The following is a 13,948-nucleotide window of genomic DNA, read 5'->3' on the forward strand; positions in this document are numbered from 1 at the left end:
ATGCTGAAGTGATGAGGCCCCTCCCCCGCCCCGACTTCCTGCTGGTCGGCGCCCCCAAGGCCGGGACGACCGCGCTGCACGCCGCCCTGCGCCAGCACCCGCAGGTCTTCGTGAGCGACCCCAAGGAGCCGAAGTACTGGCTGTGCGACGACGCTCCCCCGCCCGCCTGGCGCGGGCCCGGCGACGCGCACTCCCAGCAGGAGTGGGTCTGGCGACGGCAGGAGTACGACGACCTGTTCCGCCCGGCGCGCGAGGACCAGGTGCGAGGGGAGTCGACGCCGTTCTACCTGTGGAGCCGCGGCGCCCACCGCCGCATCGGTGAGCAGCTGCCCGGAGTCCGGGTCGTCGCGGTGGTCCGCGACCCGGTCGACCGGGCGTACTCCAACTGGATGCACCTGTGGTCCGACGGGCTGGAGCCCGTCGCCGACTTCGAGGCGGCCTTCGCCCGGCAGGACGAGCGGGTGGCTGCCGGCTGGGCGCCGTTCTGGCGCTACCGCGACCTCGGGCTGTACGGCGACCAGCTCGCCCACCTCTACCGCCACGTCGATCCCGAGCGCGTGCTGGTGCTGCGCTACCGCGAGATCGTCGACTCTCCCGGCGCCACGGTCGACCGGGTGTGCCGCTTCCTCGGGATCGACGAGGGCCGGGTGGCGAGCATCCCGCGGGACAACGCGCGCTCGTTCGTGGCCGACGGGCCCCGGACCCGCGCCCTCGGTGCCCTCGTGCGCGGCGGCGCCTGGCTGGGCCAGTTCGCGCCGCCGCAGGTGTGGCGACGCGGTCACGAGCCGCTGGTCCGTGCGCTCGCCGGCTCCGGCGAGGCGGCCAGGCCGAGGCTGAGCGTCGAGCAGCGGGCGCGGCTCGTGCCGGCGTTCGAGGACGACGTGCACCTGCTCGAGCAGCTGACCGGCGAGGACTTCTCGGACTGGGTCTCCGCCCGGAGCCGCGGGTCCTACGCCGACCGCGTCGGTGCGGCGGCGCCGGTCAGCGCAGCATCGTGACCAGGTCGTGCGCACCGTCCGGGCGAGCCGCCTCGACGTAGAACCGGGTGCGCCCGTCGGGCAGCCGCACGGCCGCGGCGTAGCGCAGCGCCCCGTCGGCGTACGGCGAGCGCAGCGGCTCGGCGTCGTCGGGCACCAGACGCTCGCCGTCCCAGCGGGCGACGCCGGTCGTCTCGTACCAGTTCGAGGCGGCGTCGGGACGACCGTCGTACAGCACGACGAGCGGGTCCTCGGCGACCACGGTCGTCACCCTTGCCCCGCGGGCGTCCCAGCGGCCGGCGCGGGGCACGAGCACGTCACCGGCGTCGTCCCAGACCAGGCCGTCGGGGCTGGTGAGCAGGCGGGTGGTCATCCGGTCCTCGGCGTCGGCGACGTCGAGGGGGTGGCAGCACAGCCACATCTCCCACGTACCGTCCGCTCGCCGTCGCACGACGGGATCCTTCACCGCCACGCTCGCGCTGCCCGGCAGGACGATGCGCCGCTCGCCGGTCGGCAGCGCCTCGGGCGTGGGCGCGGTCAGCGAGTCGACCCACCAGTGCTTGGAGCCGGGCGTCGCGCAGGAGAGGTAGAGCCGCCACCCCACGCCGGGCACCGGCACCAGGACCGGGCGCTCGAAGGACTCGGCGCCGAACTCGTCGCGGTGCACCTCCGCGACGACCTCGAAGCGGACGCCGTCCGCGGACCGCGCGACCCGGACCGTGACGCCACGGCCGACGGTCAGCGGACGGCGGTCGCGCCAGGTCAGCCAGAACACCCCGTCGACCAGGACCGCCGACGCTGCGCCGGCCCAGTTGCCCGGCCCGACACCGGGGGCGGGCACCACGACGGTGGCGCCGTCGTACGTCGGCAGCGGGAGCGTGTGGGTGGGCACGTGACCAGGATAGTCGACCCTCCGACTGCACATTTCGGCTTCCCCGGGGTGAGGTGGTCCTCCACCCGGGTGAGGAGACTGTGCGGGTGCCCGAGCTGCCCGAGGTCGAGTCCGCACGGGCGGTGATCGAGGCGTACGCGCTGCACCGCGCGATCGAGGCGGTGGACGACACCGACACGTACGAGTGCCGCCCGCACGAGCCGGGCGAGATCGCGAGCGCGCTGGTCGGACGTCAGCTCTCGGCGGCGCACCGGCGTGGCAAGACGATGTGGTGCACCACCTCCCGCGGCGGGCCCGACCTGGGCATCCACCTCGGGATGAGCGGCCGGATCGTCATCGAGGACCAGGAGGGCGGCGACCCTCAGCGCGGGACGGCCCGCAAGGAGGAGTGGTACCGCTTCTCGCTGACCTTCGAGGGCGGCAGCCGCCTGCGCCTGCTCGACAAGCGACGGCTCGGACGCGTCCGGCTCGACCCCGACCTGTCCGACCTCGGTCCTGACGCGGCCGAGGTGGACCGGGAGGACTTCCGCTCACTCGTCGGTCGCGGCACCGCACCGCTCAAGGCCCGGCTGCTGGACCAGTCGACGCTCGCCGGCATCGGCAACCTGCTGGCCGACGAGGTGCTCTGGCAGAGCCGGCTGGACCCGCGCCGACCCGCGGGCTCCCTCTCGGCCGACGAGCTGGACGGTCTGCGCCGGCGGTTGCGGTCCTCGATCCGCTCGGCGGTGCGCCACGGCGGTGTGCACACCGGCGAGGTGGTGCCGCACCGGGCCCGTGACGGGCACTGCCCCCGCTGCGGTGCGGAGATGGCGCGGGGCACCGTCGGCGGGCGCACGACGTACTGGTGCCCGGTCGAGCAGGCCTAGAGCTCCTCGGCGAGCATCACGATGATGCCGCTGGGGCCACGCAGGTAGCTCAGCCGGTAGACGTCCTGGTAGTTCGCCACGCCGCGCAGCGGGTGGCAGCCGTGCCGGGCCGCGACCTCCAGCGCGGCGTCGATGTCGTCGACGGCGAACGCCACGCGGTGCATCCCGATCTCGTGCGGCCGCGTCGGCTCGGTCTCGATCGCGTCGGGGTGGAGGTACTCGAACAGCTCGAGCGTGCCGGAGCCGTCCGGCGTCTGCAGCATCGCGATCCTGGCGTGGTTGCCGTCGAGGCCCACCGCCGTGTCGGCCCACTCCCCCGAGATCTCGTCCCGGCCGACCACCGTGAGCCCGAGGTCGGTGAAGAAGGCGACCGTCTCCTCGATGTCACGGACCGCGATCCCGACGTTGACGAGAGAGATGGCCATGACCGCGACGCTACCGAGGCGAACGGCCCCACGTCACTGCTCGACCCGGAACTCCCTGGCACCGCTCGCCGGCACCTCTGCGACCTGGACGTCGTCCACCCGTGCTCCGCTCGGCCCGCCCCGGCACCACTCCACCAGCGCGCCGACGGCGTCGCGCTCGCCCTCGGCGCGGGCGGTCACCGCGCCGTCCGGCTCGTTGCGCACCCACCCGGCGACGCCCAGCCGCTGCGCCTGCTGCTGGCAGGAGTAGCGGTAGGACACCCCCTGCACCCGGCCGGTGATCCGCAGGTCGACGGCGTACTCGCTCATCGACCCAGCACATCACGGCTCGCACCCGCCGGGTCGAGTTGCGGGTTCTGCAGGGTCGAGTTGCGGGTTCTGCAGGGTCGAGTTGCGGGTTCTGCAGGGTCGAGTTGTGGGTTCTGCGGGGTCTAGCTGCGGGGCCGCGTGCCCGACCTGCTGGTCGTACGACACGAGGCACCACTCGCGCCGGCAGAACCCGCAACTCACGCCTGCAGGAGGCGCAGCTCAACGGGAAGGGGGCGCGACTAGAGGATCGCGGCGGGGGTGTAGCGCGCGGCCTCGGGGTCGGCGTCGGTCACGGCCTCGACGCTGCGGCACACCTGCTCGACCTGGGCCCGGGCGGCGCCGGTGAACTCGATCGGCTCGGCGACCAGCCGCTCCAGCGCCGCCTCGTCGAGGCCGAGCCGCTCGTCGGCACCGAGGCGCGCCAGCAGGTCGTTGTCCGGGCGGCCCTGGCGCATCTCCAGCGCGACCGCGACCGCGTGCTCCTTGATCGCCTCGTGCGCGGACTCGCGACCCACCCCCGCGCGGACAGCCGCCATGAGCACCTTCGTCGTCGTCAGGAAGGGCAGGTACCGGTCCAGCTCCCGCTGCACCACCGCCGGGAACGCACCGAACTCGTCGAGCACGGTGAGGAAGGTCTGGAACAGCCCGTCACAGGCGAAGAAGGCGTCCGGCAGGGCCACGCGTCGTACGACGGAGTCGGAGACGTCACCCTCGTTCCACTGGTCGCCGGCGAGCTCGCCGAGCATCGCCAGGTTGCCGCGCAGGACGACGGCGAGGCCGTTGACCCGCTCGCACGAGCGGGTGTTCATCTTGTGCGGCATCGCCGACGAGCCGACCTGGCCCTCCGCGAACCCCTCGGTGACCAGCTCGTTGCCCGCCATCAGCCGGATCGTGGTGGCCAGGTTCGACGGTGCGGCCACCGTCTGCACCAGCGCGGAGACGACGTCGAAGTCCAGGGAGCGCGGGTAGACCTGGCCGACGCTCGTCAGCACCGCCTCGAAACCGAGGTGCTCGGCCACGCGGCGCTCCAGCTCCGCGAGCTTCTCTGGATCGCCGAGCAGGTCGAGCATGTCCTGGGAGGTGCCCATCGGACCCTTGATGCCGCGCAGCGGGTAGCGCGCCAGCAGGTCGTCGACGCGGGCCAGCGCGACCAGCAGCTCGTCGGCGACCGTGGCGAAGCGCTTGCCCAGGGTGGTCGCCTGCGCGGCCACGTTGTGCGAGCGACCCGCCATCACGGTGGACTCGTGCTCGGCCGCCAGCCGGGCCAGGCGGGCCAGCGTGGCGACCACGCGGGTGCGTACGAGCACCAGCGACTGGCGGACCTGGAGCTGCTCGACGTTCTCGGTCAGGTCGCGAGAGGTCATCCCCTTGTGGATGTGCTCGTGGCCGGCCAGCGCGCAGAACTCCTCGATCCGAGCCTTCACGTCGTGGCGGGTGACCCGCTCGCGCTGCGCGATCGAGGCCAGGTCGACCTCGTCGACGACGGCCTCGTAGTCCTCGACCACGCCGTCGGGCACCTCCACCCCGAGGTCGCGCTGTGCACGGAGCACCGCGATCCACAGCCGGCGCTCGAGGACGACCTTGTGCTCGGGGGACCAGACCTGCGCGAGGTCGGCGCCGGCGTACCGGCTGGCGAGGACGTTGGGGAGGCTCACGTGCGCCGAGTCTATCGGCGGGTCAGCGGGCGGCGGCGATGTCCGTACGCCACTGGGCGCCGGGGAAGGAGATGCCGCCGACCCCGGCGTAGGCCGCCTCGCGCGCGGCGGCGAGGTCGGCCCCGGTGGCGGTGACCGCGAGGACACGGCCGCCCGCGGTGACCAGCGCGTCGCCGTCGAGCGCCGTCCCGGCGTGCACGACGTCGACGTCGGGACGCTCGGAGACGGCGTCGGTGCCCACGATGACGTCGCCCTTCGAGGACGACTCCGGGTAGCCGGCCGAGGCCATCACCACCGCGACCGCGGCACCGTCGCGGAACCGGGGCGGCTCGACCGAGGCGAGGGTCCCGGTCGCGGCGGCGTGGAGCAGCCCCCCGAGAGGGGAGTCCAGCAGCGCCAGCAGCGGCTGCGTCTCGGGGTCGCCGAAGCGGGCGTTGAACTCGACCACCCGTACGCCGCGCCCGGTGAGGGCGAGGCCGGCGTACAGCAGCCCGGCGAACGGCGTGCCCCGACGCGCCATCTCGTCCACGGTCGGCTGCAGCACGGTGTCGAGCACGTCGTCGACGAGGTCGGCCGGCGCCCAGTCCAGCGGCGTGTACGCACCCATGCCGCCGGTGTTGGGACCCTCGTCGTGGTCGTGGATCCGCTTGAAGTCCTGCGCGGGCTGCAGCGGGTAGACGGTGCGCCCGTCGGTCAGCGCGAACAGCGACACCTCGGCCCCGTCGAGGAACTCCTCGACGACCACCCGCTCGCACGCCGCCGCGTGCGCGACCGCCTCCTCCCGGCGGTTCGTGACGACGACGCCCTTGCCGGCGGCGAGCCCGTCGTCCTTCACGACGTACGGCGCCCCGAGCGCGTCGAGCGCGTCGGCCACCTCCTCGGGTGTCGTGCAGGCCCGCGCCTCGGCGGTCGGGACGCCCGCGGCGGCCATGACCTCCTTCGCGAACGCCTTGGACCCCTCGAGCCGGGCCGCCTCGCGCGACGGGCCGAAGCAGGCGACGCCCGCGTCGCGCACGGCATCGGCGACCCCGGCGACCAGTGGCGCCTCCGGTCCGATGACGACCAGGTCCACGCCCAGCCCCGTGGCCAGCGCGGCGACGGCGGCGCCGTCGAGCGGGTCGACCTCGTGCAGCGTGGCGACCGACGCGATGCCGGGGTTGCCGGGCGCGGCGTGCACCTCGCTCACCGCGGGATCGCGGACGAGCGCGAGGGCTAGGGCGTGCTCGCGCCCTCCGGGACCGACGACGAGGACCTTCACGGTCAGCGACCCTAGGACATTGCCTGGGCCCTGGCGTACCTCGAGAGCACGACGCCGCCGGGCAGCTCCCGGCTGCCGACGAGGGTCAGCGGCAGCGCGGCCCCGCCGAGCAGCGGGATCCCGGCGCCGAGCAGGACCGGGTTGACCTTGAGGTGCAGCTCGTCGATCTCGTCGACGAGCTGGGCGGCGAGGTGGCCGCCGCCGCACAGCCACACGTCGAGGTCCGAGTCCTCCGCCTTCAGCGCGCGCACCGTCGCCAGCGGGTCCGTGGTGGCGGTGACCGTCGGGTCCTCGGGAAGGGAGCGCGTGGTGGCGACGTACTGGCGCAGGTGCGGGTACGCGCTGGTCAGGCCGGCGTCCAGCGCCGGCTCGTGGGTGCGCGCGCCCATCACCACGGTGTCGAAGCGCCGGGCCGCGCCGGTGACGCCGAGCGCGTCGCGGACGTGCGCGGGGCAGGTCTCCGGGTAGTCGGCGAACAGCGCCGCCAGCGTCTGCGGGTCCTGCGGGAACATCGAGAAGTCCCCGCTCGGATCCGCGATGAACCCGTCTGCGGAGACCGCGACGTAGTAGGCGAGCCGGCGACCCACGACTCAGCGCACCAGCTCGTGGCGCACGATGCTGGCCGCGCGCGACGGGCCGACGCCGACCACGGAGATCCGTGCCCCGGACATCGCCTCGACCGTCTCGACGTACGACTTCGCGTTGGCGGGCAGGTCGTCCCAGGTGCGCGCCCGGCTGATGTCCTCGCTCCAGCCCGGGAGCATCTCGTAGACCGGCGTCGCGTGGTGGAAGTCGGACTGGTTGACCGGCATCTCGTCGTGCCGCACGCCGTCGACGTCGTACGCCACGCAGACCGGCACCTCCGCCAGCCCGGTCAGCACGTCGAGCTTGGTCAGCACGAAGTCGGTGACGCCGTTGACCCGGGCCGCGTAGCGCGCGATGACGGCGTCGTACCAGCCGCAGCGGCGGGGACGACCGGTGGTGACGCCGAACTCCGCGCCGGTCGTCCGCAGGAACTCGCCGCCCTTCTCCTCGGGGTCGGTGTCGAACAGTTCGGTGGGGAACGGCCCCTCGCCGACGCGGGTGGTGTACGCCTTGACGATCCCGATCACCTGCTCGAGCCGGGTCGGCGGGATCCCCGAGCCGGTGCACGCCCCGCCCGAGGTCGCCGAGGACGAGGTGACGAAGGGGTACGTCCCGTGGTCGATGTCCAGCAGCGTCGCCTGCCCCGCCTCGAGCAGCACCCGCTCGCCGCGGTCGAGCGCCTGGTTGAGCAGCAGGCCGGTGTCGCAGACCATCGGCGCGAGGCGGTCGGCGAAGGCCAGCAGCTCCTCGACGGTCTGCTCCACCTCGGGCGCCCGACGGTTGTAGACCTTGGTGAGGATCTGCGCCTTCAGGTCGAGGACCCCCTCGACCTTCTGCCGCAGGATCCCCTCGTCGAACAGGTCCTGCACGCGGATGCCGATGCGGTTGATCTTGTCGGCGTACGTCGGCCCGATCCCCCGCCCCGTCGTCCCCAGCCGGCGGGAGCCGAGGAAGCGCTCGGTGACCTTGTCGACGGTGCGGTTGTAGTCGGCGATGACGTGGGCGCTTGCGCTGACCCGCAGCGACGAGGTGTCCACGCCGCGCGCCTCGAGCCCGTCGATCTCCTCGAACAGCACGGCCAGGTCGACCACGACGCCGTTGCCGATCACCGGGGTGCAGCCGGGGGTGAGGATGCCGGAGGGCAGCAGGTGGAGGGCGTACTTCTCCTGCGTCTCGCCGGTGTCGATGACGACGGTGTGACCCGCGTTGTTGCCGCCGTTGAACTTCACGACGTAGTCGACGCTGGACCCGAGCAGGTCGGTGGCCTTGCCCTTGCCCTCGTCGCCCCACTGGGCGCCGATGATCGCGGTGGCCGGCATGTGGTGCTCCCCTGGTGGTGCGTGCCGGGACGACCCGGACGCGTCGAAGCCCCGGTGCGCATCGGCGCCGGGGCTCGTGCGGGCTCACGCTACCAAGACCGGGTCACCCCTCCGGGCTCGTCCGCCGCGCTGGCGGAGTCGGTAGGTTCGCCCGCGTGGACCCGCTGCTGCTGATCGCCAACGCCGGCGCCGGGTCGGCCGAGCGGGAGGCGCTGGAGCAGGCCCTGGCCGTCCTGCGCGCCGAGACCGACGTCGAGGTGGCCCGTACGAGCTCGCCGGGGGACCTCGACGGCGTGCTGCACCGGGCCGCCAGCCGGACGATCGTGGTCGCCGGCGGCGACGGCAGCCTGCACGCGGTGGTCGCCGCGCTGCACCGCCGCCACGACCTCGGCCGCTCGACGCTGGCGCTGCTCCCGATGGGTACCGGCAACGACTTCGCCCGCGGCAACCAGATCCCGCTCGACCCGGCCGAGGCCGCCCGACTGGTCCTCGTCGGCGACGTACGACCCGTCGACCTGCTGGTCGACGAGGTCGGCGAGGTGGTGGTCAACAACGTGCACGCCGGCGCCAGCGCGCAGGCCAGCCGCCGAGGCGCGCGCTGGAAGCACCGTCTCGGCCGGGTCGGCGTCGGCCGCGTCAACCTCGGCAAGCTCGGCTACCCGATCGGCGTGGTGCTGGCCGCGGTGCGGCCGCCGTTCGTCCGGCTCCGGGTCGAGGTCGACGGCGACGTGCTGTGCGACGTGGACCGGCACGTCCTCATGGTGGCCGTGGGCAACGGCTCGACCGTGGGCGGCGGCGCGGAGGTCAACCCCGACGCGACCACCGAGGACGGGGTGGTGGACATCGTGCTCTCGCTCGCCACGGGCCCGCTGGCGCGGTTCGGGTACGTCACCGACCTGCTCCGTACCCGCCAGACCGAGCGCGACGACGTGCTGCACCGGACCGGGAGCCGGGTCACGATCTCGGGCGAGCCGTTCTGGTGCTCGGCCGACGGCGAGGTCTACGGTCCCGAGCGGCACCGCGCCTGGAGGGTGGAGAAGGCGGCGTACTCGATGGTGCTGCCGCCGCGCTGAGGCGTTCGGTGCGCCTCGTGTGCCCGAGCGGTCGCTGTGGCGACCACCTGAGCACACGACTCGCTCACCAGGCGATGAGGCCGCGCTGCTTGTGCCCCACGGTGACCGACTCCGCGGAGATCGCGCCCGCGGCCTCGGAGCACAGGAACACCACGAGGGCCGCGACCTGCGCGGGCGTGGAGTCCCCGGTCATCCCGGTCGCCACCTCGCCCGAGGGCTCCTCGACGACGGGGCCGGGGTGGACGACGTTGACGGTGACCCCGGTCCCGGCGAGGCCGTCGGCGAGGGCCGTCGCCGTCGTGACCACGGCGGCGTTGCGGGTCGCAGCGGTCGCCGAGGCCGTCAGGTAGCTGTGCATCCCACCGAGCTGGACGACGCGTCCCCACCCTGCGGTACGCATCCCGGGCAGGACCGCGTTGGTCATCCGCAGGTAGCCCATCGCCTTGTCCGAGGTCGCCTGCAGCACCTGCTCGGGGTCGTTCGCCCGGTCGGGGTCGAGGGTGTCGGCCGGCGGAGCCGCGGTGTTGACCAGGACCTCGACCGGGCCGTACGACTCACGGACGCTGAGCACGGCCGCGTCGACCGAGCCGGGTTCCGTCGTGTCGAGCACGACGGTCCCGACACCGAGGCCCTCGGCGACCTCGGCCAGCCGGAGCTCGTCGCGCGCGCCGATCACGACGGTCGCGCCCTCGGCGACCAGCGCCGCCGCGACGGCACGGCCGATCAGTCCCGTGCCGCCGGCGACCAGCGCCACCCTGCCCGTCAGTCCCAGGTCCATGACCCCAGTCTGCCCGTCGGCCTCAGACCGGGTCCGGCCTCGTCGGGTCGGCGGGGTCGTCACTCAGGTCGGCGGCCACCCGCGGGTCGTCGGCGTCGGCGTAGTAGTCACCCGGCCGGGTGCGGTCCCTGCCGTTGCCGACCTTGGCGGCGTTGAGCACGAGACTGAGGACGACGGTGACGACCAGGTTGAGGGCGAAGGCCGTCATCGCGATGTAGCCCATGTCGCCCAGCCCGGGGATCTCGGCCAGCGAGCCGCCGAAGTGCTTGCCGGTGGCCGGGTTGATCACCTGGTACGCCTTCACGGTGCCGTACACCATCCCGACGGCCCAGCCCGCCAGCAGCGCCCACCGGTGGAACCAGCGGGTGTAGAGGCTGAACACGACGGCCGGGAAGATCTGCAGGATCCAGATCCCGCCGAGCAGCTGGAAGTTGATCGCGTTGGCCTTGTCCAGGGTGAGCACGAAGACCAGCGCGAACGCCTTGACCAGCAGCGAGACGACCTTGGAGACCTGGGCCTCCTGCTTCGGCGTCGCCTTCTTGTTCAGCCACTCCTTGTAGATGTTGCGGGAGAAGGTGTTGGCCGCGGCGATCGACATGATCGCGGCGGGAACGAGCGCCCCGATCGCGATCGCGGCGAACGCGACGCCGGCGAACCAGTCGGGGAAGAAGTCCTCGAACAGCTGCGGGACCACCAGCTGCGGGTTGGGGTTCCCGTCCAGGCCGGTCACGTCGGTCTTGGCCGCGATGGCCACCCAGCCGAGCAGCGCGAGCAGCCCCAGCACGAAGGAGTACGCCGGCAGGATCGCGGCGTTGCGCCGGATCGTGTTCCGGCTCGAGGAGGACAGGCTCGCCGTCACCGAGTGGGGGTACATGAACAGCGCGAGCGCCGAGCCGAGGCCGAGGGTGGCGTACGCCCAGCCCTGACCCTCGCCGGGGAGGAACGCGCCCGTCGGCTTGCCGGTCGCCTGGTTGACCGAGTCCATCTTCTCCTTGGCCGCACCGAAGATCTCGTGCCAGCCGCCGACCTGCGAGGGCAGGTAGATCACGGCCACGATGATGACCAGGTAGATGAGGATGTCCTTGACGAACGCGATCACCGCCGGCGCGCGCAGGCCCGAGGTGTACGTGTACGCCGCGAGCACCGCGAAGGCCACGAACAGCGGCGCGTCCTTGGCGAACCAGTTGTCGCCGCCGCCGATCCCGGCCACCTCGAGCACCGCCTGGATCCCGACGAGCTGCAGCGCGATGTAGGGCATCGTCGCCACGAAGCCGGTCACGGCGACGGCCAGGCTGAGGCCACGGTCGTCGTACCGGCCCCGGACGAAGTCCGCGGTGGTGACGTAGCCGTGGCGGTGGCTGACCGACCACAGCCGGGCCATGAAGACGAAGATGATCGGGTAGAGCACGATCGTGTACGGCACGGCGAAGAACCCCGCGACGGCGCCGGTGGCGAACATCGCGGCGGGCACGGCGACGAACGTGTACGCCGTGTAGAGGTCACCACCGAGCAGGAACCAGGTGATCCAGGTGCCGAACTTGCGCCCGCCCAGACCCCACTCGTCGAGGGAGTCCAGCGAGTCGGCCCGCTTGAACCGCGCGGCCATGAAGCCGGCGACGGCCACCAGCAGGAACAGCACGACGAGGACAGCGAGGGCGACGCCGTTGATCGAGGAGTCGGTCACCAGCGGCGTCATCGCGCGCCACCCTTCGGCGCGCGGCGCGCGGCCAGCGTCAGCTTGTACGCCGTCCAGGTGAGCCCGGAGCACAGGAACACCCAGAGGAACTGGTACCAGAAGAAGAACGGGAAGCCCCACAGCTCCGGGTCGTCCTTGGCGTACGACGGCACCCACATCAGCGCCACGATGGGGATCAGCAGGCAGATCCCGGCGAGGACCATCTTGGTCCGGTCGGTGCGCGGCACGGGCGGGCTGTCGGAGCCGGGGCTGTCGGCTCCCGGGGGCGTGGTGCTCATGTGGCGGAGGTTACAACGCTTTGGACGGGCCGGGTATTGTGCCCGGCCACTGCTTTCGGAGACCGCGGACCGCCGCCACGGCGGTCGAGCATGTCGAGACCCCTACAGCACGTCGTCGCGGGCAAGGAGGCCGGGCAGGCCGCCGGAGTGGAGGAGCACGACCCGGCGACCGGGCACGCCGTCCGGGCCGTTCAGGGCGGCCACCAGCCCCGCGGCGGCGCGGCCGGTGTAGATCGGGTCGAGGAACACGCCCTCGGTGCGCGCGACGAGCCGCAGCGCGGAGCGGACCTCGTCGCCCACGGTCGAGTAGCCGTCGCCGACCCGGTCGCCGTCGATGCGCAGCGCGCCGTGCGCGACACCCATCCCGGCGAGGAGCCCCTCCACCGCGGCGGCCGCGTCCGGCACGGCACCCGTGTCGACGCCCAGCACGCGGTCGGCACCGAGGCCGGCGACCAGCCCGGCCATCGTGCCGCCGGAGCCGACGGCGGTGACGACCAGGTCGAGGTCGGGGACCTGCGCCTGCAGCTCCTCGGCGCAGCGGACGTACCCGGTCGCGGAGAGCGGGCTCGAGCCGCCGTACGGGACGACGTACGGGCTCCGTCCGGCGGTCCGGCGCTCGGCGGCGACCTGCGCGACGACCGCCTCGGTGTCGCCGTCGCCCACCCAGACGAGCTCCGCGCCGGCGAGCGCGTCCAGCAGCAGGTTGCCGCGCGCCTCGGCGGGCGGGTCGCCCCACAGCACGAGCACGCAGTCCAGGCCGAGGCGGGCTGCGGCGGCCGCGGTGATCCGGGCGTGGTTGCTCTGCGCCGCACCGGAGGTGACCAGCAGGTCCGCGCCCTGCGCGGTCGCCTCGGCCAGCAGCGGCTCGAGCTTGCGGACCTTGTTGCCGCCGGCGCCGAGGCCGGTCAGGTCGTCGCGCTTGAGCAGCAGTGCGTCGGGCTCCGTGCCGAGGTGCGCCGCGAGCCGCGGCAGCGGCTCGAGCGGTGTCGGCCAGGTACCGAGCAGCAGACGGTCGGTCACAGCAGCGCGTCGGCCGCCTCGGCGCTGGAGTCGCGCAGGAACTGCCGGCAGCGCGCCTCCTCGGGCGCCTCGCCGATGCGACCCGCGGCGAGCGTCAGCGCGGCCAGCGCACGGAGGAACCCGCGGTTCGGCCCGTGCGACCACGGGACGGGGCCGTGCCCCTTCCAGCCGTTGCGGCGCAGCTGGTCCAGCGAGCGGTGGTAGCCGACGCGGGCGTAGGCGTACGCGGTCACGTCGTCGACCGCCTCGTCGGCGAGGGCCGCCTCGGCGAGCGTCGCCCAGGCGACCGGCGACTCCGGGTGGCGGCGTACGACGTCGGTCGCCACGGCCCCGCCGGCCAGCTCGGCGGCGGCAGGGTCCTCGGGCAGCAGGGTCGCCGGCGGCCCGGACAGCAGGTCGGGCTGGCTCGGGTGGGACAGGTCGGGGCGCTCGGGAGGCGGGGCGGAGGTGCTCACGTCAACGATTGTCCACACCCCACCTCGCAGGGTCTTGGGCGGTGTCGGAGAGGTGTCGTACGGTGGCCGACATGTCGAACACAGATTCGAGCGACGTCCCCGCCGACGACCGGCACACCAGCCCCGAGGACACCGACGCGATCGGCGCGACCTCCCAGGCCGAGCAGGGCACCGGCACCACCGAGAAGGACCCCGAGCAGTGGGTCACCGGCGACGAGCCGATGACCGGCGCGCAGAAGTCGTACCTCGACACGCTGGCGCGCGACGCCGGCGAGACCCTGCGCGGCGACCTCACCAAGGCCGAGGCCTCGGAGGAGATCGACCGGCTGCAGGGCTCGACGGGTCGCGAGAGCGGCTGAGCC

At 73.4% G+C, this 13,948-nt stretch carries 16 protein-coding genes; 4 read left to right on the forward strand and 12 right to left on the reverse strand.

The window, feature by feature from the left end:
• Positions 1 to 11 precede the first annotated feature (11 nt).
• Positions 12 to 998 carry a sulfotransferase family protein gene (locus tag IEX42_RS08955; RefSeq protein WP_188779463.1) on the forward strand — a complete coding sequence of 329 codons (987 nt, stop codon included), beginning with the start codon at positions 12 to 14 and terminating at the stop codon, positions 996 to 998.
• On the opposite strand, the gene IEX42_RS08960 is transcribed toward IEX42_RS08955, so the two are convergent.
• Entirely contained in the window at positions 982 to 1,869 is an 888-nt protein-coding gene (locus IEX42_RS08960; protein WP_229660731.1) for a hypothetical protein, read from the reverse strand. The genes IEX42_RS08955 and IEX42_RS08960 overlap by 17 nt on opposite strands.
• An 86-nt stretch (positions 1,870 to 1,955) precedes the next feature.
• On the opposite strand from IEX42_RS08960, the gene IEX42_RS08965 reads away from it, so the two are divergent.
• A complete protein-coding gene (locus tag IEX42_RS08965; protein WP_188779465.1) occupies positions 1,956 to 2,735 on the forward strand; it encodes a DNA-formamidopyrimidine glycosylase family protein in 780 nt (259 codons plus the stop codon).
• Here the strand turns inward: IEX42_RS08965 and IEX42_RS08970 are convergent.
• The 6 genes from IEX42_RS08970 to IEX42_RS08995 all read right to left on the reverse strand — a co-directional run bounded on the left by IEX42_RS08970 (position 2,732) and on the right by IEX42_RS08995 (position 8,286).
• Entirely contained in the window at positions 2,732 to 3,160 is a 429-nt protein-coding gene (locus IEX42_RS08970) for a VOC family protein (RefSeq protein ID WP_188779466.1), read from the reverse strand. The genes IEX42_RS08965 and IEX42_RS08970 overlap by 4 nt on opposite strands.
• Positions 3,161 to 3,193: 33 nt before the next feature.
• Positions 3,194 to 3,469: an acylphosphatase gene (locus IEX42_RS08975; RefSeq protein ID WP_188779467.1), complete on the reverse strand. Its 276-nt coding sequence runs from the start codon at positions 3,467 to 3,469 to the stop codon at positions 3,194 to 3,196.
• 239 nt (positions 3,470 to 3,708) lie between these two features.
• Entirely contained in the window at positions 3,709 to 5,124 is a 1,416-nt protein-coding gene (gene purB / locus IEX42_RS08980; RefSeq protein ID WP_188779468.1) for an adenylosuccinate lyase, read from the reverse strand.
• Positions 5,125 to 5,146: 22 nt separating this feature from the next.
• Positions 5,147 to 6,382: a phosphoribosylamine--glycine ligase gene (purD, locus tag IEX42_RS08985; protein WP_188779469.1), complete on the reverse strand. Its 1,236-nt coding sequence runs from the start codon at positions 6,380 to 6,382 to the stop codon at positions 5,147 to 5,149.
• Between the two features lie 11 nt (positions 6,383 to 6,393).
• On the reverse strand, positions 6,394 to 6,969 hold the full coding sequence (locus IEX42_RS08990) for a dihydrofolate reductase family protein (protein ID WP_188779470.1): 576 nt from the start codon (positions 6,967 to 6,969) through the stop codon (positions 6,394 to 6,396).
• A 3-nt stretch (positions 6,970 to 6,972) separates the two neighbouring features.
• On the reverse strand, positions 6,973 to 8,286 hold the full coding sequence (locus IEX42_RS08995) for an adenylosuccinate synthase (RefSeq protein ID WP_188779471.1): 1,314 nt from the start codon (positions 8,284 to 8,286) through the stop codon (positions 6,973 to 6,975).
• 155 nt (positions 8,287 to 8,441) lie between these two features.
• Between IEX42_RS08995 and IEX42_RS09000 the strand changes: the two genes are divergently transcribed.
• Positions 8,442 to 9,359 carry a diacylglycerol/lipid kinase family protein gene (locus IEX42_RS09000; RefSeq protein ID WP_229660732.1) on the forward strand — a complete coding sequence of 306 codons (918 nt, stop codon included), beginning with the start codon at positions 8,442 to 8,444 and terminating at the stop codon, positions 9,357 to 9,359.
• Positions 9,360 to 9,423: 64 nt separating this feature from the next.
• On the opposite strand, the gene IEX42_RS09005 is transcribed toward IEX42_RS09000, so the two are convergent.
• The 5 genes from IEX42_RS09005 to IEX42_RS09025 all read right to left on the reverse strand — a co-directional run bounded on the left by IEX42_RS09005 (position 9,424) and on the right by IEX42_RS09025 (position 13,586).
• Positions 9,424 to 10,137: an SDR family NAD(P)-dependent oxidoreductase gene (locus tag IEX42_RS09005; protein ID WP_188779472.1), complete on the reverse strand. Its 714-nt coding sequence runs from the start codon at positions 10,135 to 10,137 to the stop codon at positions 9,424 to 9,426.
• A 22-nt stretch (positions 10,138 to 10,159) separates the two neighbouring features.
• Positions 10,160 to 11,833, reverse strand: a complete 1,674-nt coding sequence (gene mctP / locus IEX42_RS09010; protein ID WP_308422212.1) for a monocarboxylate uptake permease MctP — start codon at positions 11,831 to 11,833, stop codon at positions 10,160 to 10,162.
• A complete protein-coding gene (locus IEX42_RS09015) occupies positions 11,830 to 12,111 on the reverse strand; it encodes a DUF3311 domain-containing protein (RefSeq protein ID WP_188779473.1) in 282 nt (93 codons plus the stop codon). Before IEX42_RS09015 ends, mctP begins: the two co-directional genes overlap by 4 nt.
• Positions 12,112 to 12,213: 102 nt before the next feature.
• The gene (locus IEX42_RS09020; protein ID WP_188779474.1) at positions 12,214 to 13,131 is read right to left on the reverse strand and encodes a D-cysteine desulfhydrase family protein; all 918 of its coding nucleotides are present in this window, start codon (positions 13,129 to 13,131) and stop codon (positions 12,214 to 12,216) included.
• Positions 13,128 to 13,586 carry a DUF3151 domain-containing protein gene (locus tag IEX42_RS09025; protein WP_229660733.1) on the reverse strand — a complete coding sequence of 153 codons (459 nt, stop codon included), beginning with the start codon at positions 13,584 to 13,586 and terminating at the stop codon, positions 13,128 to 13,130. The genes IEX42_RS09020 and IEX42_RS09025 overlap by 4 nt, the downstream gene beginning before the upstream one ends.
• Positions 13,587 to 13,657: 71 nt before the next feature.
• Here IEX42_RS09025 and IEX42_RS09030 point away from each other — a divergent pair, with 71 nt between their 5' ends.
• The gene (locus IEX42_RS09030) at positions 13,658 to 13,945 is read left to right on the forward strand and encodes a DUF3072 domain-containing protein (protein ID WP_188779475.1); all 288 of its coding nucleotides are present in this window, start codon (positions 13,658 to 13,660) and stop codon (positions 13,943 to 13,945) included.
• Positions 13,946 to 13,948 lie beyond the last annotated feature (3 nt).

It is taken from the genome of Marmoricola endophyticus, from assembly GCF_014644415.1.
Classification (GTDB): domain Bacteria; phylum Actinomycetota; class Actinomycetes; order Propionibacteriales; family Nocardioidaceae; genus Marmoricola; species Marmoricola endophyticus.